The organism is Cedecea neteri (genome assembly GCF_000758305.1).
In the GTDB taxonomy this organism is placed as follows: Bacteria; Pseudomonadota; Gammaproteobacteria; order Enterobacterales; family Enterobacteriaceae; genus Cedecea; species Cedecea neteri_C.
The window spans coordinates 2,537,477-2,558,434 of record NZ_CP009458.1; the positions used below are offsets into that span (position 1 = coordinate 2,537,477).

The following is a 20,958-nucleotide window of genomic DNA, read 5'->3' on the forward strand; positions in this document are numbered from 1 at the left end:
GTATGTCGTTATTAAGACTTACGCTGTCGCCCTTTCATTCCAGGCATCAGTATATTGAATATTGCCATCAACGTACTTCCATGTGATTTTTTCGTATCGAAGTTCGATTCGTTCCATGTGGTTGCATTTTTCGACGGTTTTTGTGTTGTACATTACAGGTGTCACAGCGACGACTTTAACGCCTTCAAGGTACATGTTGAAGTATTCAACCTCCAGACCTGCATCACTAATTTTATACCATTTTATTTCAGCACTTTTAAGTGATTGGCCTGTTGATACAGCCTTGTAAAGATATGGCGTTGAGCTATCGAATTCCTTTTCAATTATCATCGGAGCATGAATACGTGTTCCAGTGATTTTTCCTGTATTATTATCAGTTGGAATGTGCATTCCATGTCCAAACCCAATAATTTCTATACTAGCTTCTCGATCCTGAACATCGCATGAACCTTTAATAAGTGCTCCGCCATCATCTTTAAGCCATAAATGAGCTGGTATTGCCATATCATAATATCCTTATAGGTTAGTTATAAATCCAGTAGCCAGCCTTAGCAGATTCCACAAGCATTCTTAGCGTTAATGGTTCAGGCTCAATCCACTTCCATTTTTTTTCTTTAGAACGCAGGAAATTAAGTGGGAGAAAGACTTCTTCATTAGGCCAATGTTTGATAAAAGAAAACCCCTCTTTATTAACATTAAAGTGGGTGAAGTAGTCTTCAAGTATTTCTTCAGCATCTTCGCAAGACCAGGGGTATTTTCCGGTTGAAAGGCTGGTGTCCAGACTGATGCGTTGTTTTCTGAAAAAAGGAAAGACTCTTACATTCCATTTTTCCTGATACCAGTTCAAGACCTGTTGTTCAACATCGTCTGAATTATGCATGTGTCACTCACCATAAACGATCTGATTGGCGGGCTATGATGTTGTATTTGCTTATCGTTTTATAAGTTATAGATGAAACATCGGACGCAAATATAACCCATCCTATGACAGGTATCGTTCTGCCCACAAATGTACCTAATCTTTTAGTCATGATCATATTCACCTTTGGTGGAAATCCTACCCAGGTAGGCAAACCGATAGGTAACATTCTGTCCCTGAATAGTTTCCTGGAATATATTGACGCAACTGATGTACCTGGAGTTGCTCCCGCGAACTTACCAGCAACGGTTATGCTGTTCGAACCAAGATAAACCCCTGTAATTGCTGCTATGTCAGATATTCCAAAATGATCTAATGTTTCATCAATCATAATCCAGAAGAACAGTTCTCCTGCACTTAAATTAGAGGAACCATTATAAAAGTACGTGCCATTCAGTTCTTCTACCGTGTCCACTATCACCTCCTTGTAGTGAAATATTGGCATTGACCATATTATTTTTGTGGTTTTTGTGCAATGAGTTTATCGTGAGATAAAACCTAAAATACAAGACGTTACTCATACGAGTAGCGGAAATTTTAACATGTATCGGCCTGGATTCTGCACGCGTACAGCAGGGTGAATTTGAGCTGAAATAAAACTGAGTACTATAAGAATGCAGCCACCTTTAAAGGTGGCTGTTTTTTTAGGTGTAATTAATATCCCGCTGAAAGCTAGCGTATTCCCTGATTATTTTCGCTGGCAAGATTGAGCTCGTTTAATACTGGCGCAACAGAATAGAATGAGCCGCAGACGACAATTACATCGTCGGCAGTGGCGTCATCTTTGGCCGCTTCCCAACCGGATAAAATATCCGGGAAGTTTTTTGCCTGCGGTAAATACTGAGCAATATCTTCAGCTTTAGAGCTTCTGGGGCCCGCCTGAATACCGCAGCAATACCATGCACCGTTGAGGTCTTTTAACTGTTCAATAGTGCCGTTGATGTCTTTATTAATAAGCATGCCGATCACAAAAAGGTACTTTCCCTTTTTGGGGAAGTTGCGCAATCTTTCCGCTAAATATGCCGCAGCATGCGGGTTGTGCGCCACATCTAAAATTACCGTCGGTTGATGGTTAATGACTTGAAAACGACCCGGCAAATTGGCCTTGTCAATGACTTCGTCCAACGCGGTAAGATCAAATTTAAGCCCGCTGACGCGTAGGGCCGCGACGGCGGTAGCCACGTTATCCCGAGGCATTTTAGGCTGACTCAGCGGCACTATTTCGCCGAAGCTATCGCTAAACGCCCATGCCTCTCCACGGTCTGTTACTTGCCAGTTGGTCCCGCGTTGATGGGTCATTGCGCCAATCTGTGCCGCATAACGGAGCAATGACGCCGGGGCCTGAACTTGCCCAATCACCGCCGGACGACCGGGGCGGAAGATGCCCGCTTTGATTTCGCCGATGGCTTCGGTGCCTTTCCCCAGCCAGTCTTCATGATCCAGTGCCACGTTGGTAATCACAGAGACATCCGGCGTGAGAATGTTGGTCGCATCATCCCGGCCGCCCATGCCGACCTCAATGATTGCGACATCAACCTGAGCCCATTTCATCAGGCAAAATGCGCCTAGCGTATTGAACTCGAAAGGCGTGAGCGTCGTGGCCTCGCGTGCTTTTTCAATTTCAACAAAAGCAGCAATATGGGCGGCATCCGACAGCTCCTGGCCCTGAATGCGCACGGTCTCTTTATAATGAATCATGTGGGGTGAGCTGAAGACGCCCACTTTGTGCCCTGACAGCATCAGCACTTTCTCGAGGGTATGGCAGGTGGTGCCTTTCCCGTTGGTCCCGCCAACCAAAAAGACAAAAGGCGCAGGCTGTAAGACATTCAGTTTGGTGGCCACGTCCTTGATTCTGTCCAGGCCCATATCAATGACCTGCGAATGAAGGCTGTCGATGTAGGCCAGCCAGTGGGGTAAGTCTGATGTGAGATCGGGTATGTTTGCACGGTTGCTCATCAAATATTCCTTGGATAAAACTACAATCTGCGGGGTGGGGGTGCCGCTTTAGCTGATCGGGTTCAGGACGAAATTGAAGTCCAGGGTGCAGAATGATTGCGGGCAAAATGTCCCGTCAGGCGCAATGCCCGGCGCGTGTTTAACCCAGTCGGCAATCAATGAGGCTCTTACGCCAAATACGCTGTCCGAATTGAGGTATTCATCCTCTTTATTGAAGACATGCGTAATTAAACGCTGGTATCCCTCGGCATTGATCATGAAGTGCAGATGCGCCGGGCGCCACGCGGCCCTCCCCTGGGCGGCGAGCAGGCTGCCAACCGGGCCGTCGCTGGGGATCTCGTAAGCCTCAGGGACAACGGTTCTAAAAAAGAAATTTCCCTGTGAATCCGCTTTCATGACGCCGCGGCATCGAAGTCCGTGAATATCCGCGGCCTGCACATCGTATTGACCCTCGCCGTCGGCATGCCATATATCAATCGTTGCATTGGCAACGGTTTCCCCGCCGATCCCGGTTACTTTGCCTGTTACAAACCACGGCGTGCCCGGTGCACCCTGTGAAAAATCGTCTCCCGGTTCAAGCAGTGGGGCTTCCGCAACATGAAAAGGTCCAAATACGGTGGATTCCGTGCATCCGGCGGGTTTGCGATTATTTTGCGCAATGACCAGAGAAGATAATCCCAGCACATCGGAAAGCAAAATAAACTCCTGGCGTTCGGGGCTGCAATATTTTCCAACCAGGGTAAGAAATTCAATGCCTTTCTCCCACTCCTGCTCCGTCAGCTGAACTTCCCGGGCAAAAGAATGCAAATGCTCGATCAGGCCAGTAAAAATTGTATGCATACGGTCGTCGGTGGGGATTGAAATTCTGGAGAGCACTGCCTGGGTAATATTTTTATCGTCGATGTTTAACATTTTATTATGTCTCGCTGCCACGAGGAGTAGGGTGAGGGACCCACAATGTGACACTGACTTTTTAAATTTTAAATATCTTCTTCTGGAATTAATGTAATCAAGTGTATTAATTTTGGTTTAATTGTTTTTGTGTGGTTATTAAGATGTTAGACGTCTAACTTCACTGGCTTGTCTGGTTTTTATAGTTTTTCGCATCAACAAAAAATTAATAAAAATAAATATGAATAAAATACGGGAGTGAAACGTTAGCTGAGTATGTCCGCTACCGGAAATACTCCATGCTGCGTATTCTTCTGAAAATAATCCTTGGCCTGTCGTTCAGTCCCTGGCTGTATGCCGCGCCGGAAAGCTACAGCATCCTCACGCCGCAAACCGCGATAGAACTTTCATGGCGCGCGTTTGGCGGGACTTCTCAGGCGCACCTCGACGGTGTCACTGGCTCACTTTTGCTGGATGCAGGGAACGATATGCACGACAGCATCAGCGTGCGCATCCCCGTCGCGACGCTTCAGGCTTCAAACAGCCTGCTGACGTATCAACTGCAGGGCGGGCTATTCTTTGATACCGCACATTATCCGATGCTCACGTTTACCAGCACCAGGGTTGTGGCCCATGGCAACGGGCGTTACCGGATTTTTGGCCTGCTGCAGGTAAAGAATGTTCAGCGTCCGGTGGTTTTGGAGGCGAGTCTGGATAACGCACCCGCATTAACTTCAGGCTCAAATGCTCTCTCTTTACGTGCAACAACGGTTATCTCCCGCGCCGCCTTTAATATGGATAAATTTGAGGCCGTGGTTGATGACAGCATTGTGATTGAGATTAGAATTCGCGCGAGGGTTGGATAGGGGTATATCTGCTGTGATAGGGCAATCCCCCCTCACCCCGGCCCTCTCCCCAAGGGGGAGAGGGGGAAAATAACAGGGCAAAGCAGTGCACAATCTATTCCCTCTCCGGAACGTACACAGGGTGAAAACAATAGTGCAGAGCAGCACACAATCTATCCCCTCTCCCTTCCAGGGAGAGGGTTAGGGTGAGGGTAAAAACCAGCCCTTCATGGAGCGTATGTGTGGCTCAGTTCCTGCCCGGAAACCATTAATACAAATTCTGCGGCGTAAAAATCCCGTGGTGAGACGCGCGGAAAGGGATCACCGTCGCAGGCGCCGGGGCAGGCTCAGCGCTCAGTGAATCAAGAAAAGCTCTGGCCCACCACTGGCTGTCGTATCTTTCCACTTTGGCCATCAGCTGCTGGTGACGGCGTTTGCGCTCGTGCAGCGGCATCGTCAGCGCGGAATAGAGCGCATGGCTTGCTTCGTTGGCATCGTAGGGATTGATCAACACCGCATCGGTCAGCTGTTCCGCCGTGCCGGTCAGGGCCGACAGCATCAGCACGCCGGGGTCTTCGGCATCCTGCGCGAGAACAAAGGCTTTTGCCTCCAGGCTCATCCCCTCAGAAAGCGGGGTGAACATCGCCACGTGGGCGTTACGGTAAAACGCGTAAATCAAATCGGAATGGCACAGATGGTTGCGAATATAGTTGATGGGGTACCAGCCTGAATCCCCAAAGCGGGCGTTAATTTCCGCGCACTGGTGTTCAAGCTGGTCGCAGAGATCCCGTGCCGACCACGAATAGCCCCTTGAGGCGTCAGAAATTTGCAGCAGGCTGACGTCACGCAGGTACTCTGGGTGCGTGCTCAGAAACGTTTCCATCGTATTCAGGTGGCAATGCACGCCGCTGATATCGCTGATCGTGTCGTTGCTGATCACTATCTGGCGAGGGTAGTTCCGCACCGCTTCGGCGTTGGTGTGCGAAAGCGGCGGCAGGGTTTTATCCACGCCGCAGGGGAAAATCCCCAGCCGGATGATGTGCCCGTTAAGCTGAATAAGATTATCCGCCAGCCGCTCCACGCGGTAAAACCGCAGCGCATAGGCGAGGAAATTATTCACATCTCCGCTCGACTGGAAGCCGAGCAGATCGTAGCTGAATAACGCCTGCATCAGGCTGTCGTGTTCAGGCACCGATCGCAGCACATCGCCCGGTGGGAAGGGCTGATGCAGGAAGAAGCCACAGCGGTTGGTGTAGCCATCCTCTTTGAGCATCTTGCCGGTGAACAGCAGATGGTAGTCCTGCACCCAGACCAGGTCGTCAGGCTCAATTTTGGCGGTCACCCGAGCTTTCACATCATGGTTATAGTTTTTCCAGGTGGTGAAATACTCTTTTTTATAGTGGATCAGGTCCGGGCGATTATGAAAAACCGGCCACAGCACCTGATGAATATAGCCCTGGTAAAAGTTGTCATACTCGTTGGGCGTCAGCGCCCAGCTGTATTGCTGGTAGCCCGGCTGGCTGAAAAAACGCTCTTTTCTTTGCTTATTTCCTGCGGCTATTTCACCGTTCCAGCCAAACCACAGGCCCGAATGTTTCTTCATAACGGCATGAAGGACCGGAAGCAGAGGATCGCCGCGCTGCCCGCGTTCTGGTTCGCAGCGATTAGACAGCATAATAAGACGAGACATACATCACCTCAGGTTAGCTTCAGGTTGATAGTTCACGGGCGTTAGCGGGACAGCGCCGCTTCTTCCTGGGTCACGATAGTTTCAAACCACGCCAGTTCCGACAGTTTGTGGGTCACCCACTGGCGGGAGAACGCTTCCCCCAGGCTTTCGGTCATGTAATGGCTTTGCTGAAATTCTTCGATTGCAACGTGCTGGAACAGCGGCAGCTCAGGGGCAAACAGCGCCGAATTTTTCAGGGTATCGCTGTCGATATTTTCCAGCCCGTAAAGCATGCCGGTCAGAATGGCGGCCATCGCCAGATACGGGTTCACGTCGGCCCCGGCCAGGCGGTATTCAATGCGGCGGTTGCTGTCGTCGGAGCAGGGGATGCGCAAGGCGGCGCTGCGCTTGTTGTAGCCCCAGGAGCTGAACAGCGGCTCGTTAAGATTTTTACGCAGCCGCCTGAAAGAGTTAACGTGCGGGGCGATAACGGCCACGGCGGCGGGCATGGTTTGCAGCATCCCCGCCAGGCAGAGCTGGGTCATTTCGTTCAGGTTTTCCGCCGGGGAGGCAAAAACGTTGTCGCCTTTACGGTCATTCAGGCTGATATGAAAATGCAGGCCGTTTCCGGCCAGGTGCGAAAACGGCTTCGCCATAAAGTTGGCCTGATAGCCAAACTTATCGGCCACGATGCTGGTCAGGCGGCGCAGCGCCAGCACGCTTTCGCACACGCCAACGATGTCTTTGCCATGCTTCAGGTTCAGCTCAAACTGCCCGGCTTCCGCTTCGCAGACGATACCGCTCAGCGGCAGTTTCTGATCGGCGGCGGCCTGCTCCAGCGCTTCAATAAAAGCGGTGTAGTCGGAAGGGACGGGCATATAAAAACAGCCCTGGGCCGGGACGTCCTGCTGGGCTTTGCTGACCAGATAAAACTCTATTTCCGGCGCGGCGACCGGGTACAGGCCGTGGTAATGAAACTTCTGCAGGACATTTTCCAGCACCACTCTGGGTTCCAGCGCGTAGCCGCTGCCGTCGCTCTGCTTCATGGTCAACAGCAGCTGCGCGTTGTGCTTCGGGTCGTGGGCGCAGGGCCGCAGTGTCCCCGCCACTGGCAGGCAAAGCCCGTCGGGCTCGTCGTATTCCTCGCTGGCCGATGTCTGGCTAAACGGCTTGCCCTCGTGATCCATCGCGTAAACGGACTGCGGGAAATAACAGCCGGCAGAGAGCGACAGCAGGCTGTCTACCGCGATGCGTTTACCGCGAAAAGCCCCGTTGACGTCATTGAGGTAAATATCAACGTGCTTTGTCTCTGGGTGACGCTGCAGGTAGCGCTGCACTTCTTCGGCAAACTCTTTAGCTCGCTCCGCCGCTGGCTTTTGCCGCGCTGACTGGCCGACGGATTCTTCATTGGATGAGGCCTGCGGAAAAGCGAAAAGCGTAAAAATATTTTTAACGAGTGAGTGGTGAATGAGTGAGTTCATGGCGGTCTTTTTCTAAGCCTCTCGGCGACGAAAAGAGCATATTCACTGGCGTATAAAAAGAAGGTAAAAAAGCTCAGGAGGCGGGTAAAAAAAATATAAATGGCAATAAGTGTAGGGCTTTAGCCCGAGCGTTGAGGTGTTGATGATGGCGCTTGCGGCGGCCTGCCTGTCCAAACGAGTTCGCATATCATATACCGCTTAGTGCTTTCCCCAGCCGATTCAAACTCGGCTATTCTTTGTTTACTGCATGATTTTTAAGTAAAGAACAACGAGGAATAACTATGAACATATCAACACGTTGGGGTTTGGCAGGGTTAGTGATGTTGGCGGCAGGTGCACAGGCGGCTGAACCGGTGAAAGTCGGCTCGAAAATTGACACCGAAGGATCTTTGCTCGGCAATATTATTTTGCAGGTGCTGGAAAGCCATGACGTAAAAACCGTCAACAAAGTCCAGCTCGGAACAACCCCGGTTGTGCGCGGGGCTATTACCTCCGGTGAGCTGGATATTTACCCGGAATATACAGGCAACGGTGCGTTCTTCTTTAAAACTGAAAACGATCCGGCCTGGAAAGATGCCCAGAAGGGCTATGAAAAAGTTAAGCAACTGGATTACGACAAAAACCATCTGGTCTGGCTGACGCCGGCCCCGGCCAATAACACTTACACCATCGCGGTACGTAAGGATTTGGCGGAGAAAAACCACCTGGTTTCCCTGGCCGACCTCAGCGAATACCTGAAAAAGGGAGGCACCTTTAAGCTTGCGGCTTCCGCCGAGTTTATCGAGCGATCCGACGCGCTGCCTGCTTTCGAAAAAGCTTACGGCTTTAAACTGGAACAAAGCCAGTTGCTTTCCCTGGCCGGCGGCGACACGGCGGTAACTATTAAAGCAGCCGCGCAGCAAACTTCCGGCGTTAATGCCGCGATGGCTTACGGCACTGACGGCCCGGTTGCGGCCCTGGGTCTGGAAACGCTCACCGACCCGAAAGGCGTGCAGGCCGTTTCTGCGCCAACCGCCGTGGTGCGTGAAGCCGTGCTGAAAGAGTACCCACAAATTGGCGACTGGTTGAAACCGGTCTTTACTTCCCTCGACCAGAAAACCCTGCAGCAGTTGAACGCGAAAATTGCAGTGGAAGGTCAGGATGCCAAAAAAGTGGCCGCTGATTACTTAAAGCAAAAAGGTTTTGTTAAATAGCCTGCTGGCGGCGTGCTTCGTGCTTCAAAGCCCGAAATGCACGTCGTTATCTGGTCTGCCTCAAACAGTCGAAAACGCCGGTTTTCGGCTGTTTGTCATCAATCTGCTGGAATGACGTTTGCTAAAAATTCATAACAGGGTACTGCTGCTGCTGGTGTTACTGCTGGCGGCCGCCTTGATGTTACTCCCGATCATCAACAACGCGCCTAACCGCCTGGTTTCCGGCGAGCCGCTGGGCATCACTCAATTGCCCGGCACGCTGCATTACTGGCTGGCGATTCCTTTTCTGATGCTGGCTGGCCTGACGCTGGCACCCGCACGCGCCCTCACTCAGCTGGTGATTATTGCCACCGGTGAACTGCTGTTTATCGGCCTGCTGTTACTGCTGGGGCACACCGCGAGCCAGCTTGCCCTTGAGGGCAGTTCCCTCGCGCGTACTTCTCCCGGCAGCGGCCTGTGGCTGATGCTGGCGGTTTGCCTGCTGCTGTGCGCCGATGCGGCTAACCGCCTCACAGCCAGCCCTTTGTGGCGGCTCTTGCTGAATCTCCAGGTCTGGGTCGTCCCCGTCGCGCTGCTGGCTACCGGCTACTTCAGCGATCTTTCGCTGATGAAGGAGTACGTCAACCGCCAGGATGTGTTTGACGATGCCCTGAGCCGCCATCTGGCCCTGCTGGCCGGTACGCTGGTTCCGGCGCTGCTGATTGGCGTCCCGCTGGGACTCCTGTGCTATCGCCGCCCGGCCTGGCAATCCGGCGTGTTTTCTCTGCTCAACGTCATTCAGACGGTGCCGTCCGTGGCGCTGTTCGGCCTGCTTATTGCGCCGCTGGCGGGTCTTGCCGCCTGGCTGCCGTGGCTGGGGAAAATTGGCGTGAGCGGAATTGGCGTCGCGCCTGCGCTGATTGCGCTGGTGCTTTATGCGCTACTGCCGCTGGTGCGCGGCGTGGTGGCGGGTTTGCAGCAGGTGCCGCGCAACATCGTGGAAAGCGCGCTGGGCATGGGCATGTCGCGGGCGCAAATTTTCTGGCGAGCGGAAGTGCCGCTGGCGTTGCCGGTGCTGCTCCGCAGCCTGCGTGTGGTCTGCGTGCAGACTATCGGTATGGCCGTGATCGCCGCGCTGATTGGCGCGGGTGGATTTGGCTCGATTATTTTTCAGGGGCTGTTGAGCAGCGCGCTGGATCTGGTTCTGCTTGGCGTGATGCCGGTTATCGCCCTGGCGGTGATCGTCGATGCGCTGTTTAAGCTGTTTATTTCTCTGCTGGAGGCAAAATAATGATCGAGTTCGATCGCGTCAGCAAATACTTCCACGGCGAAGCGGCGGTCAGTGATTTGACGCTGAACATCCGTGAAGGGCAATTCACCGTGCTGATTGGCACCTCCGGCTCAGGTAAGTCCACCACGCTGAAGATGATCAACCGGCTGGTGGAACACGACGAAGGGCGCATTCGTTTTGCCGGGGAAGAAATCCGCAGCTTTGACCCGAAAGTGCTTCGCCGCCGCATGGGCTACGCCATCCAGTCCATCGGCCTGTTCCCGCACTGGACGGTGGCGCAGAACATTGCCACGGTGCCTGAGCTGCTGAAATGGCCGAAAGCGAGGGTGGCTGAACGTATTGACGAGCTGCTGGAGTTGTTAGGCCTGGACGCCGCGCAGTTCCGCGACCGTTATCCGCACCAGCTTTCCGGCGGGCAGCAGCAGCGCGTGGGCGTGGCCCGTGCGCTGGCGGCCGACCCCGAAGTGCTGCTGATGGACGAGCCTTTTGGGGCGTTGGATCCGGTCACCCGCGCGACGCTGCAGCAGGAGATGATCCGCATTCATCAGCTGTTGGGGCGTACCATTGTGCTGGTGACGCACGACATTGACGAGGCTTTAACGCTTGCCGACAACATTGTGCTGATGGACGGTGGCAAAGTTATCCAGCAGGGCACACCGCTGGAGCTGCTGACTAACCCGGCCAACGATTTTGTTCGTGATTTCTTTGGCCGCAGCGAGCTGGGCGTCCGGCTGCTTTCGCTGCGTCACGTCGCGGACAGCATTCGCGCCGATGAGCGTCTGGAAGGTGAGCCTATCCGGGCCGACATGACGCTGCGCGAAGCGCTCTCGCTGTTTATCGACCGCCAGTGCGAAAAACTGCCGGTGGTGGATGCGCAGAATCAGCCCTGCGGCGTGCTGCACTTTAGCGACCTGGTCAGGAGGAGAGAACATGCGCCTGCTGCGTGATCCTCTGCTGTGGCTTATCGCACTTTTTGCTGCGCTGCTGGTGCTGCTGCCCTACACCAGCGGGCTGTTTAGCTGGCTGTTCCCGCAGCTGACGAGGCCGATGTACCAGCAGGACAGCTTTGTCTCTCTGGCGCTGGCGCACTTAACGCTGGTGGGGATTTCCAGCGTGGTTGCGGTGGTAATTGGCGTGGGGCTGGGGATTCTGGTCACTCGTCCAGCGGGGGAGGAGTTTCGTTCGCTGGTGGAGACCATTACCGCCGCCGGACAAACTTTTCCGCCGGTGGCCGTATTAGCCGTGGCGGTGCCGGTGATGGGGTTTGGGCAAGAGCCGGCGATCATCGCGCTGGTGATTTACGGCCTGCTGCCGATTTTACAGGGGACGCTGGCGGGGATTGGTGCGGTGCCGGAATCCGCGCGCGAGATTGCGCTTGGCATCGGCATGAGCCGCGGGCAAATGCTGCGTAAGGTGGAACTGCCGCTCGCCGCGCCGGTCATTCTGGCGGGCATCAGGACATCGGTGATCATTAATATCGGCACCGCGACGATAGCGTCTACCGTGGGCGCCAACACGCTGGGATCGCCGATTATTATCGGGCTAAGCGGCTTTAATACCGCCTATGTGATTCAGGGCGCGGTGCTGGTGGCGCTGGCGGCAATTGTCACTGACCGCCTGTTTGAGCGCCTCGAAAGTTACGTCACGCGCCATGCAAAATAACGATGTAGCCGACCAGCATCACGCCGCCAATGCCGCCGATCGCCATAACCAGCATTCCGCCCACAAGGGCCATTTTTGACAGTTTCATCCGTTGCTCCGTTTGTTAACGAAGCGATTATAAAGGGAAGCGGGGTTGTTAATGAACCTTTGATTGTGGCGAAGAGGGAAAAAGCCGATTTTCCCTCTTTATCGCCGTCACTCTTTAGTCTGTCTGCGTTCGATATTGCCCAGCACAAATACCGGCAGCCCTGCGCTACGCCATGATTCTATCTGGTCTATTTGCCGTTCTCCGGGGCAGTCACCGCACCAGACCAGCAGCGTTTGCCGGTCAAAAAGCTCCGGTTTCAGGTTGCTCAGCGAATTAGCCAGCACATCGACCCGCCAGCCTTGCTGGCTGGCAATCCACGCCGCCATCCACAGGCGCGTTGTGTCCTGCACGTTCCAGCCCACCACTAAAGCATCTCTGCCATTTTGCTTGCGCGCGGTGGCAATACACATCGCAATGTAGTTGATCAGGGCGCCATCCAGCAGGCTAAGCAGCGCGCACAGCGCAATCTGTTGCCCGTAAAGGCGGCGACGCAGCGGAAGATAGAGATGTTGCACCAGGGTGTGCGCCGGATAGATACGCCCAATGTCGGCGATCCAAGAGCGGAGCAGGTTAGGGTTACCGCTTTGCAGATGGCGCAGCAGCGTCTCCTGTCGCTCTCCCCAGGCGTGCTCTTTTTCGCGGTTTTCGCCGCTGAGCAGCCTTTTGACTTTGCTGACCTGTACGCCTTGCTCGATCCAGGTTTGGATCTCGCGAATCCGCTCGATGTCGGCGGAGTCAAACAAGCGATGCCCGCCGTCGCTTCGCTTAGGTTTGAGCAACCCGTAACGCCGCTGCCAGGCCCGGAGGGTTACCGGATTAATATTGCAAAGCGCAGCCACTTCTCCGATGGAATAAAGCGCCATATCGTCACCTGATACCTTAAGGGGAGGCCCTTACTAACTGTAGTAAGTTCTGGTGAGTTTGGCTTCTTATGGTGGGATTTCTTGGGGGATTGGCGTTGTTGCTTAGTCACCTTTTGCTTTCAAATCTTCCCCTCACCCCGGCCCTCTCCCCAAAGGGGCGAGGGAGAAAACATATAACGGGATGCATTGTTTATTCCCTCTTCCTTTAGGGAGAGGGTTAGGGCGAGGGAGAAAACATATAACGGGATGCATTGTTTATTCCCTCTTCCTTTAGGGAGAGGGTTAGGGCGAGGGAGAAAACATATAACGGGATGCATTGTTTATTCCCTCTTCCTTTAGGGAGAGGGTTAGGGCGAGGGAGAAAACATATAACGGGATGCATTGTTTATTCCCTCTTCCTTTAGGGAGAGGGTTAGGGCGAGGGAGAAAACATATAACGGGATGCATTGTTTATCCCCTCTCCCTTTTAGGGAGAGGGTTAGGGTGAGGGTAAAACAGCCCGCGACGTTGTGCCTGGGGAAATGTTAATCGTAAAGCGAGGCACGGTTCCGGCTTAAATCGCCTTAGTTTTCTCTCCGATTAGCCAGGTTTCAGACGGGCAAACTTAATCTTCGAAGTACCAGTATCCCTGGTTAATCAGCGCCGTCAGCTGGCGGATAAATTCGTCATCCTCCACGGCAGCACCCAGCTCCGTTTTGGTCAGCCGGGTGTAGCGGCACATAGCCACGGCGGCTGCCTGATGGTTAACATCCAGCGGTTCGCTGTTGACGAAGAAACTCTCGCCAACCTGCAGAGCTCGCAGCCCGCTCAGGCGAATCAGCTCTTCTCCGCCAGCCAGCGCAGCGGCCACTTCTTCGGGCTCGTAAGGCGGCTCTGCAGAAGCAATATCCAGCTCGTGCCGCGGCGTGGTCACAAAGCTGCCGAACCACTGGTTGAACGCTTCCGGCTGGCTAATCAACGCCGTCATCATGCCGCGCAGGCGTTCCAGCTCGTAGTTTTCTACTTTGCCAGGGTTTGCCCGGCAGGTGAGATCCGGGTCGCTGTAGTGATCGCCGCCGAGATCATTTTCCAGCACGTAATCGGCAAAGCTGCTGATTAAATCGCGGCTGTTTGGCCCGCGGAAGCCGACGGAATAGTTCAGGGCCGTTTCATGGGTGAAGCCGTCGTGCGGGAAGCCCGGCGGAATGTAGAGGATATCTCCGGGGGCTAAATCTTCGTCGATGATCGGCGTGAACGGCTCTACGTGCAGCAGCGCCGGGTGCGGGCAAAACTGCTTCAGCGGCAGCTTATCGCCTACGCGCCAGCGGCGGCTGCCCATGCCCTGGATAATAAACACGTCATAGTTGTCGATATGCGGGCCAACGCCGCCGCCCGGCACGGAAAACGAGATCATCAGATCGTCCAGCCGCCAGTCCGGCAGCACACGGAAAGGGCGCACCAGCGCGGCGGCGGGTTCGTGCCAGTGGTTAACGGCCTGGGCCAGCAGCGACCAGCCGGTCTCACCGAGATTATCAAAGTGTTCAAAGGGGCCATTGCTGGCGTGCCATTTCCCCTCTTTAAAACTGACCAGCCTGCTGTCGACTTCATTTTCCATTGCCAGGCCGGCAAGTTCGTCGGGCGTGATAGGGTCGACAAAATCAGGCAGCGCATTTTTGAGCACTACCGGCTTTTTCTGCCAGTACGTTTCCATAAACTCTGGCCAGTTGAAATTAAGTTGATAATCCACGGTTATTTACCCCTGTGCGGAAGGAGGCCGATTATAGGGAGCGGCGTCCGCTGCCGACCTTGTCATGGGTCAATCTGCCGCAACATTCCCGCTTTTTCTCCGGTCAGAAAACGCCGGGGCTATCGGTTTTTTCTGATTTTATTTAAGCGTTTAACCGGGCAGCAGCCCTTGCTGTGGCTGGTTTTGTCTGGTTTTACACAGAGTTAAAGAAAATTTAGCCTGGAACCGGAACTGAATTCTTACCACTGACTAAGCGGAGAACGTGTTTGACTGTTAAGGGGTAACAGCATGGGATTAGGAATATCGGCTTTTATCAAGCCAGGGCGAGCCATAAGCGACCGGGAAATTACCGATTTACAGCAGGGGCGGTCACGCGCCTCCGCGATAAAACAAGGCAAGGCGGCACCCACGCAAACCGCGTCCGGGTCACTGCATGCCGAAGCGGGCGCTACACTGCCCCCTGGAGGGTTAAGGCAGAGCGCGACAACTACTCAGACGCCGCAAAAAGGCATGTTCAGCCGTTTTTTAGGACGGCATCGCGGTGGACAAGAAGCCGCGCAAATCACGATCCCCGCCACGGCAAGCGCTTCGCGCGCCAGCAGCCCAAGTCTCTATAGCCAGGCCAGCGCCAATGCTTCTCGCGCCACTAGTCCAAGCCTCTACAGCCAGCCCAGCGCCAGCTCCGCCAGCGTTTACAGCCAGCCGGATGTGTCTGACCCGAACGCCATCCCCAGTAATGAAGTGGGGACGCCCGGCAGCCACTTTGCCGAACTGCCGCCGGAGATTGAGCCAGAAAAAAACATGCTGCTGGAAACCCGGCTGTCGCTCGATAAAAAAGGGCGGCTTGAGATTGATACGCCCGCGACCTCTGCGCCTCTTCACGCTTTGATGGAAAAAACCATCGGCCACGACCGGCTGCGTTATCAAAACCATCTGGCCAGCGACGATGGCCATCAGCATGTTTTGCTGGATAAAGAAGGGCGACTGATGACGCTGCGCAGCCAGCCTGGCGCGTTTATTGCCATCAGCCACAGCCAGCAAAAAATAGAGTGGCGAGAAGTACACCAGCCTCATCGGGGATTTATGCGCCGCCCAAGCCTGGAGCCTGCCGGGCAGCATCTTTCCTGGCACGATCGCCAGACCGTCGAGATTGGCGGTGAGAAAGTGCGCCTGCCGGAAACGGGCATTCGCGACCGCCTGACGGACAGTGTTACCGACGGCGACGGCACACGCTACCGCCTGCACGACAAGAAACTCTATAGCTTTGACAGCGCCGCCAACGCCTGGCAATCGCTCTCCGGCGAGGACGATAAACTCTCCTCCCTGTCGCGCCAGAGTGACGGCATGCTGTGGCGGGTGAATGACGACAAACAGCTTGGCAGCGCCGTGGGTGACACGATCAAGGTCAATTTTGAGCACAAAATCGATCACTATGCGGTAGGCCCGAAGCGCGATGCTCTGGTGCTGCTGAGCGACGACGATAAAAAGCCGCAGGTGGCCTATGTGGCCAACCTGGCGTCGACCGATCCCCAGCCCAAAATGCTGACGCTGCCCGAGAACATGACGCTGAAAAAAACGGCGTTACATGGCCCGCTGCTGTTTGCGCTGGACAACAATGGCCGCCTGCACTGCGGCGACAAACCTGATGAGCAAAGTACGGCGCTGACCTTTGGGGAAGCCCGGCACAAGCCGCTGCTGGATAACATCACGCAATACGTAACCGCAACCGTTGAGGATGGCGCGCGAATTGAAGATATGCTGGCCGATGAAACCGATCGCCTGCACCTTATCGTGAAGGATAAGTACGACCAGAAGCACGCCATTACCTTCCACTGGCACGGCGGCGATCTCAAGCCGCAGAGCAGCTGGAACCTCAGCGACAGCCTGGTGCTGGACTACCAAAAAGGGCTGCCGCAGGTCACGCCTGCCGCCCATGATGTGGTGGATCTTGGGCGGCTCGGCAAACTGGCTTTGCACGACGGCAAAGTGCACTACTTCAACGAAACCACCGGCCTGTGGGCTGCTTCCGACGAAAAAGCGGACAAGCTGCAGTGCGGCCTGGACGGCCAGCCGTGGCTGATGAAAGACGGCGAGCTGAAGCGCCTCAAGGTGAACCTGAGCAGCAACAAAGTCGACCACGGCAGCAACGTTTTTGCACTACCGCAGGTGACGAAAAGTGTGAGCGCCGATCTGGCCACGGCCGGGCTGGACAAAGCCGAAAAAGCGCAGGCGTTCACAGCTATCGACAGCCGCCGCTATCTGGCGGTGAACGAAAAAGGGGATATTGGCTTCCACCACATAGACACCACCACTCGCCGCAATCAGCGCGCCACCCAGACGCTAAGCCAGACAACACTGAAAGAGCAAATTGAGAAGCTGGTGCCCGGCAGCGCGGGGAAAGAGGATGCGGCAAAAGTCAGCGATCTCGCCCTCGGTGAAGACAAGCAGCTTTGGCTGTTAAGCAAAGAAGGGAGCCTGTTCAGCCTGCCGGAAAACGCCTGGAACAGCGGCAAAGCCGACGGATTAGCGAAGGCTGTTTTGCCAGCCAATGAAGACGGTAGCCAGCCTGAGCTCACCGCGCTGCAAACTTCGGCTAAAGGGCAAATCAGCGCGCTGGATAAACAGGGGAATACGTTTGTCTTCAAAGCCGGGGCCTGGGAAAAAGGCGACCCGGTGACCGCGCCAGTGGCGGAACCCAACATGGCAGCCCAGAACTACGAGCGCCTGACTAAAGCGTCAAAAGACTGGCGCCTGCCGGGCACCGGGATCACCTTCAAACGCGAAGTGAACTTCCTCGGCCAGACCGGGCAGGACGGCAAGCAGGTTCGGACCTCGTTCCGCACTCGCCTGAGCACGTTTGTCTTCCGCCCGTCGCTGGAATGGCCGCGCCCGATAAAAACCGCCGCCTATTCTATTCAGCACCGCTACGCCGGGCGCGAAGGGCTGAAAGACGTTTACCAGCAGCAAGGGGATTTGACCCAGCGGCTGAAGGCGCTCTCGCAGCAGCCGGGCAGAGCGGCCCCGCGCCCTGGCTTAAGCCAGCGCCTCGAGATCATGAGCGGGGAAACGGCGCGCCAGTGGCAGCCGCAGGAAAAAGCGCTGCTGGAAGAGATGAGCAGCTTTGCGCGCCAGCTTTCCGACAGCAGCACGCATTACTGCGAGCAAATCGGCCAGCACTATGGCGTGCGTGACGAACGTCGACAAGAGGCAAAGCCGTCTCGTTTTGGTCTGAACCACAGCCAAAGCGGGGCGCTGAACCCGTCGAGCAGCCGTCAGGATAACCTGACCGGGCAACTGAACGAATTGCTACGGCGCTACCCGGCCGATAAAAGCAACCATGCGGGGGCGATTATTGCCGAGCTGGAGGCGCGGCAGATCACCCTTAACCACCAGAAAGAACAGGTCCCGATGGGGCGGCAACGTGATATCCATGACGACATCGGGCTGGTGAAATCCAGGGTGATGCTGGACGTGCTGGCGCTGAAATCCCTGCATGATTCGGTGGATGAACTGCAGCAGGCCTCGCTGCTGAGTGAACCTCAGCGTTCGGCCAAAATGACGGAAATTGCCGCCAACGTAGCCCGGCTGAGGGACAGCGAATGGGGCGGGAACGTGATTAAAACGGTCACCACCCAGGGCTTCGGTAACCACAAGTCGCTGGAGGCTAACTACGACGCCATCAAAGCAATGACCAAGGCGTTCAGCAAAGAAAACCACGGCGTTAACATCAACACCAAAACCGTGATGCAGGCGGAAAGCCAGCGCGAAATGCAGGACAAAATGGTCTCCACCGTGCTCTCGCTGGAGAGCGGCGAGAACCTGGCGTTCAGCCGCACCTATGGGGCGTCCGCTACCGCCACAGTGGCACCGGGCACTCAGGTTGTTGCGGGCGTTGGCGGCAAAGTGGGCGCAGATCGTGGCTACACCATGAGTTTTTCTCGCGGCGACACGGGGATTAACGTCAGCTTCGGGCGCACCGGTGCCGTGTCGGCAACCGGCATTGTGGGCGTGGGCTACAACGTGCTGACCGACTACAACAAAACCCACAAAGTTTATCTCGACGGCGAGCATAAGCACCCGCTGTCGCAGGGCGTTCGCCTGGGCGGCGGCGTCACGCTGGGCGGGCAGCTTCAGTCCCAGCACGGCGTCTCGTTTGAACTGGCGGAGCACGAAATTCCTGGTTTCATCGAACAGTTGAGCAGCGGCACGCTGGATCCGCTGGAGTTTTTAAACCGGGGGGCTAACCACAGCGTAAAAAGTGGGGCAACCCAGAGCTTCAGCGTGGACATCAACGCCGCCGCGCTGGCGAGCGTCGGCTTCCCGTTTACCGACAGCCACGAGAAAGATTTCCCGACCAGCGCCCGCCTGGGCGGCGGCGTCTATGCCAACACCAACCTGCTGGCGGGCAGTCGCGAGCGGACTGACTCCCGCAACGCCGAAGGGCAGGGGGTCAGCCACAGCGACCATCGCCTGAGGGCGTTTAACCAGATGAACGCCGGGGCCAACATCGCCATTCCGGTCAGCACCACCATTCAGCCGAAGCACAAAGATCCCTTCTCGGTGGGCGTCGGCGTCGGGGCCAGCGTGCAGCTGTCGATCAACAACCGGACGACGCACAGCCTCACCGTGGACTTAAAAAATGCCCAGCCGGTGGAGGGCGTTCACCTGGAAAAACTGATGACCACGTTGGGCAAGCAGTTTACCGACAGCGCATCCACTCAACTGCTGGCCAAACTAAAAGAGGAGCCAAAAGAAGGCGAATTGCCGATCTCCGTGGCCGACAAGCTCAGCCAACTGGATGCCCATTTTACGCGCTGGTATCCGCCTGCCGATAACGCGAAGACTCGCCGCCCGTTGCTCGACACGCTGCAGCAGCTTACCGCCCGGCAGCAGCAGGCCGACTCGCTTTCCGTGCAGAATACCCAGCCGGAACCGACCAATGCCGAGGTGGATGCGCTTATCACCGGGCTGCGCGGCGAGTTTACCGACCTCGCCAGCCGCCAGCTTCTGGATGAACTCACGCCGGTGGAAGGGGCTCCACGCCTGCCGGTATCAGCCGGAGAGCGGCTGGGCAAACTGGAAAATCACTTTGCCCGCTTTATTCCGCCGTCGCGGCACCACGAGCTGACGGGCAATGGCCCGCAGGCGGCGCTCCAGTCGCTGCAGCAAACCGTGCGCCAGCAAAATGCGGTGCTTAACCAGCAGCAACTGGTGAACAAGGCGGAGTACCAGTCCACCTATAAGAACCTTTCGCGCATCGACAACAACGGCTTGTTCCACTTTATGCGCCACTTTATGGAAGGTGAGATGTCACCGAGTAACGCCGACCGTATCACCGAGATGATGGGTGAGGATTACCGGCTGAAAGCGCTCCTGCGCGGGCTGCAGGATAACAGCAGTTCCCAGGCGGTGGTCTCCCTTGAACTGAAAACCAAGCCGCGTGAGAAGCTGGCCGACCAGTGGGCAAACCACACGGTCACCCAGGACTCGATTGTCGACCTGCTAAAAGATCGCGACAAACTGCGCCTGAAATCTATCGCGTTTACCAAAACGCAGAGTAAATCTGATGGGTTCTCCACGCCGTCATTTTTACTCGGCGGCTCAAACGGCGTGTCGCTGTCGATGAACGAAAACCTGGGCACCATCAACTTTAGCTACGGCGACGACGACAGCGCGCCGCTCAGCTACACCGTGGACGGGGGCGTGGCCCAGGCAGAAAAAGAAGTGAAATCGGCGCTGAAAGACGCCGCCGAGGCAGGATTTATGGTGAAAGGAGGATAAGACAATGACGATGCAACAGCAGCTTCAACAGTGGCTTGATGCCTGGGGAAAACAGCATAAGATCTCGCTTCGTCTCGAGGAAGGCGTGTGCCTGCTGACGGATGCGCAGCAGCAAGAGGCGGCGGTGATAGAGCTGCCGCCGGAGAGCAGCGCCGTGGTGCTGCACTGCCGGGTGGGGGAATTAACCGGGCAGGATACGGCGCTGCTGCCGAACCTGCTGGCGATGAACTTTGAAATGAACGCGATGCGCGGCTGCTGGCTGGCGCTCGATGGGGAGAATGCTATTCGACTTTGCACTCAGTGTGAAATGTTTGCCCTGGACGCCGAGCGGTTTGCTGGCTGGCTAAACGCCTTTATCAGCCAGAGTGGGGAGGTCAGGGCATTTATTGCCGAGCTGCCTTCGCTGCTGGAGGCGGCGGTGCCGCGCTGATATTGGTATATATAAAAAAACCGGGGAATATCCGCGTTACCTGCCGTTTAAGGGGCGGATGATCGGTCAGGTAGTTGCAGTAAAAAGGGTTCGTGCTGAGCATGAACCCTTTTTTATATGGTTACTCTCTTTTCTAAACATATTTTAAAACGTCTCAATGTGTTTTATTAAAGTATAATTTTGC

At 55.3% G+C, this 20,958-nt stretch carries 17 protein-coding genes; 7 read left to right on the forward strand and 10 right to left on the reverse strand.

Going from position 1 to position 20,958, the window contains the following annotated elements; all coding sequences use genetic code 11:
* Positions 1-18: 18 nt before the first annotated feature.
* The 5 genes from LH23_RS11900 to LH23_RS11920 all read right to left on the reverse strand — a co-directional run bounded on the left by LH23_RS11900 (position 19) and on the right by LH23_RS11920 (position 3,787).
* A complete protein-coding gene (locus LH23_RS11900) occupies positions 19-504 on the reverse strand; it encodes an Hcp family type VI secretion system effector (RefSeq protein ID WP_039291336.1) in 486 nt (161 codons plus the stop codon).
* Between the two features lie 19 nt (positions 505-523).
* The gene (locus tag LH23_RS11905; protein WP_039291338.1) at positions 524-880 is read right to left on the reverse strand and encodes a DUF1493 family protein; all 357 of its coding nucleotides are present in this window, start codon (positions 878-880) and stop codon (positions 524-526) included.
* Positions 881-887: 7 nt separating this feature from the next.
* On the reverse strand, positions 888-1,334 hold the full coding sequence (locus tag LH23_RS11910) for an STM2901 family protein (protein ID WP_039291344.1): 447 nt from the start codon (positions 1,332-1,334) through the stop codon (positions 888-890).
* A 257-nt stretch (positions 1,335-1,591) separates the two neighbouring features.
* Positions 1,592-2,875 (reverse strand): bifunctional tetrahydrofolate synthase/dihydrofolate synthase, encoded by a 1,284-nt coding sequence (gene folC, locus LH23_RS11915; RefSeq protein ID WP_039291345.1) that lies wholly within the window; start codon positions 2,873-2,875, stop codon positions 1,592-1,594.
* A 48-nt stretch (positions 2,876-2,923) separates the two neighbouring features.
* Positions 2,924-3,787, reverse strand: coding sequence for a dioxygenase (locus LH23_RS11920; protein ID WP_039291346.1), 864 nt, complete (start codon positions 3,785-3,787; stop codon positions 2,924-2,926).
* A gap of 278 nt (positions 3,788-4,065) precedes the next feature.
* Between LH23_RS11920 and LH23_RS11925 the strand changes: the two genes are divergently transcribed.
* Positions 4,066-4,632: a YceI family protein gene (locus tag LH23_RS11925; RefSeq protein WP_039291347.1), complete on the forward strand. Its 567-nt coding sequence runs from the start codon at positions 4,066-4,068 to the stop codon at positions 4,630-4,632.
* Positions 4,633-4,879: 247 nt separating this feature from the next.
* Here LH23_RS11925 and LH23_RS11930 read toward each other — a convergent pair whose 3' ends face one another.
* Together LH23_RS11930 and LH23_RS11935 are read right to left on the reverse strand one after the other, a co-directional pair.
* On the reverse strand, positions 4,880-6,301 hold the full coding sequence (locus LH23_RS11930; protein ID WP_039291349.1) for an alpha,alpha-trehalose-phosphate synthase (UDP-forming): 1,422 nt from the start codon (positions 6,299-6,301) through the stop codon (positions 4,880-4,882).
* Positions 6,302-6,342: 41 nt separating this feature from the next.
* A complete protein-coding gene (locus LH23_RS11935; protein ID WP_039291351.1) occupies positions 6,343-7,761 on the reverse strand; it encodes a glutamine synthetase family protein in 1,419 nt (472 codons plus the stop codon).
* Between the two features lie 281 nt (positions 7,762-8,042).
* On the opposite strand from LH23_RS11935, the gene LH23_RS11940 reads away from it, so the two are divergent.
* The 4 genes from LH23_RS11940 to LH23_RS11955 all read left to right on the forward strand — a co-directional run bounded on the left by LH23_RS11940 (position 8,043) and on the right by LH23_RS11955 (position 11,886).
* Entirely contained in the window at positions 8,043-8,954 is a 912-nt protein-coding gene (locus LH23_RS11940; protein WP_039291353.1) for an ABC transporter substrate-binding protein, read from the forward strand.
* Positions 8,955-9,072: 118 nt separating this feature from the next.
* Positions 9,073-10,224: an ABC transporter permease gene (locus tag LH23_RS11945; protein ID WP_039291354.1), complete on the forward strand. Its 1,152-nt coding sequence runs from the start codon at positions 9,073-9,075 to the stop codon at positions 10,222-10,224.
* Positions 10,224-11,171 (forward strand): ABC transporter ATP-binding protein, encoded by a 948-nt coding sequence (locus LH23_RS11950; protein ID WP_039291355.1) that lies wholly within the window; start codon positions 10,224-10,226, stop codon positions 11,169-11,171. Before LH23_RS11945 ends, LH23_RS11950 begins: the two co-directional genes overlap by 1 nt.
* Entirely contained in the window at positions 11,155-11,886 is a 732-nt protein-coding gene (locus LH23_RS11955; protein ID WP_039291356.1) for an ABC transporter permease, read from the forward strand. Before LH23_RS11950 ends, LH23_RS11955 begins: the two co-directional genes overlap by 17 nt.
* Here the strand turns inward: LH23_RS11955 and LH23_RS24270 are convergent.
* The 3 genes from LH23_RS24270 to LH23_RS11970 form a co-directional block, all read right to left on the reverse strand.
* Positions 11,867-11,959, reverse strand: a complete 93-nt coding sequence (locus LH23_RS24270) for a hypothetical protein (protein WP_409335219.1) — start codon at positions 11,957-11,959, stop codon at positions 11,867-11,869. The genes LH23_RS11955 and LH23_RS24270 overlap by 20 nt on opposite strands.
* A gap of 122 nt (positions 11,960-12,081) precedes the next feature.
* Positions 12,082-12,837 (reverse strand): MerR family transcriptional regulator, encoded by a 756-nt coding sequence (locus LH23_RS11965; RefSeq protein ID WP_039291357.1) that lies wholly within the window; start codon positions 12,835-12,837, stop codon positions 12,082-12,084.
* 604 nt (positions 12,838-13,441) lie between these two features.
* Entirely contained in the window at positions 13,442-14,563 is a 1,122-nt protein-coding gene (locus LH23_RS11970) for a cupin domain-containing protein (protein WP_039291359.1), read from the reverse strand.
* Positions 14,564-14,851: 288 nt separating this feature from the next.
* Here LH23_RS11970 and LH23_RS11975 point away from each other — a divergent pair, with 288 nt between their 5' ends.
* A complete protein-coding gene (locus tag LH23_RS11975; RefSeq protein ID WP_231560116.1) occupies positions 14,852-20,344 on the forward strand; it encodes an AvrE-family type 3 secretion system effector in 5,493 nt (1,830 codons plus the stop codon).
* A gap of 4 nt (positions 20,345-20,348) precedes the next feature.
* Entirely contained in the window at positions 20,349-20,774 is a 426-nt protein-coding gene (locus LH23_RS11980; protein ID WP_039291363.1) for a type III secretion system chaperone, read from the forward strand.
* Positions 20,775-20,958 lie beyond the last annotated feature (184 nt).

Bases quoted from the DNA above. Each gene is read 5' to 3' on its own strand.
- LH23_RS11900 (WP_039291336.1), bottom strand. From the start codon at position 504: ATGGCAATACCAGCTCATTTATGGCTTAAAGATGATGGCGGAGCACTT.
- LH23_RS11905 (WP_039291338.1), bottom strand. From the start codon at position 880: ATGCATAATTCAGACGATGTTGAACAACAGGTCTTGAACTGGTATCAG.
- folC (WP_039291345.1), bottom strand. From the start codon at position 2,875: ATGAGCAACCGTGCAAACATACCCGATCTCACATCAGACTTACCCCAC.
- LH23_RS11920 (WP_039291346.1), bottom strand. From the start codon at position 3,787: ATGTTAAACATCGACGATAAAAATATTACCCAGGCAGTGCTCTCCAGA.
- LH23_RS11925 (WP_039291347.1), top strand. From the start codon at position 4,066: ATGCTGCGTATTCTTCTGAAAATAATCCTTGGCCTGTCGTTCAGTCCC.
- LH23_RS11930 (WP_039291349.1), bottom strand. From the start codon at position 6,301: ATGTCTCGTCTTATTATGCTGTCTAATCGCTGCGAACCAGAACGCGGG.
- LH23_RS11935 (WP_039291351.1), bottom strand. From the start codon at position 7,761: ATGAACTCACTCATTCACCACTCACTCGTTAAAAATATTTTTACGCTT.
- LH23_RS11940 (WP_039291353.1), top strand. From the start codon at position 8,043: ATGAACATATCAACACGTTGGGGTTTGGCAGGGTTAGTGATGTTGGCG.
- LH23_RS11950 (WP_039291355.1), top strand. From the start codon at position 10,224: ATGATCGAGTTCGATCGCGTCAGCAAATACTTCCACGGCGAAGCGGCG.
- LH23_RS11955 (WP_039291356.1), top strand. From the start codon at position 11,155: ATGCGCCTGCTGCGTGATCCTCTGCTGTGGCTTATCGCACTTTTTGCT.
- LH23_RS24270 (WP_409335219.1), bottom strand. From the start codon at position 11,959: ATGGCCCTTGTGGGCGGAATGCTGGTTATGGCGATCGGCGGCATTGGC.
- LH23_RS11965 (WP_039291357.1), bottom strand. From the start codon at position 12,837: ATGGCGCTTTATTCCATCGGAGAAGTGGCTGCGCTTTGCAATATTAAT.
- LH23_RS11975 (WP_231560116.1), top strand. From the start codon at position 14,852: ATGGGATTAGGAATATCGGCTTTTATCAAGCCAGGGCGAGCCATAAGC.
- LH23_RS11980 (WP_039291363.1), top strand. From the start codon at position 20,349: ATGACGATGCAACAGCAGCTTCAACAGTGGCTTGATGCCTGGGGAAAA.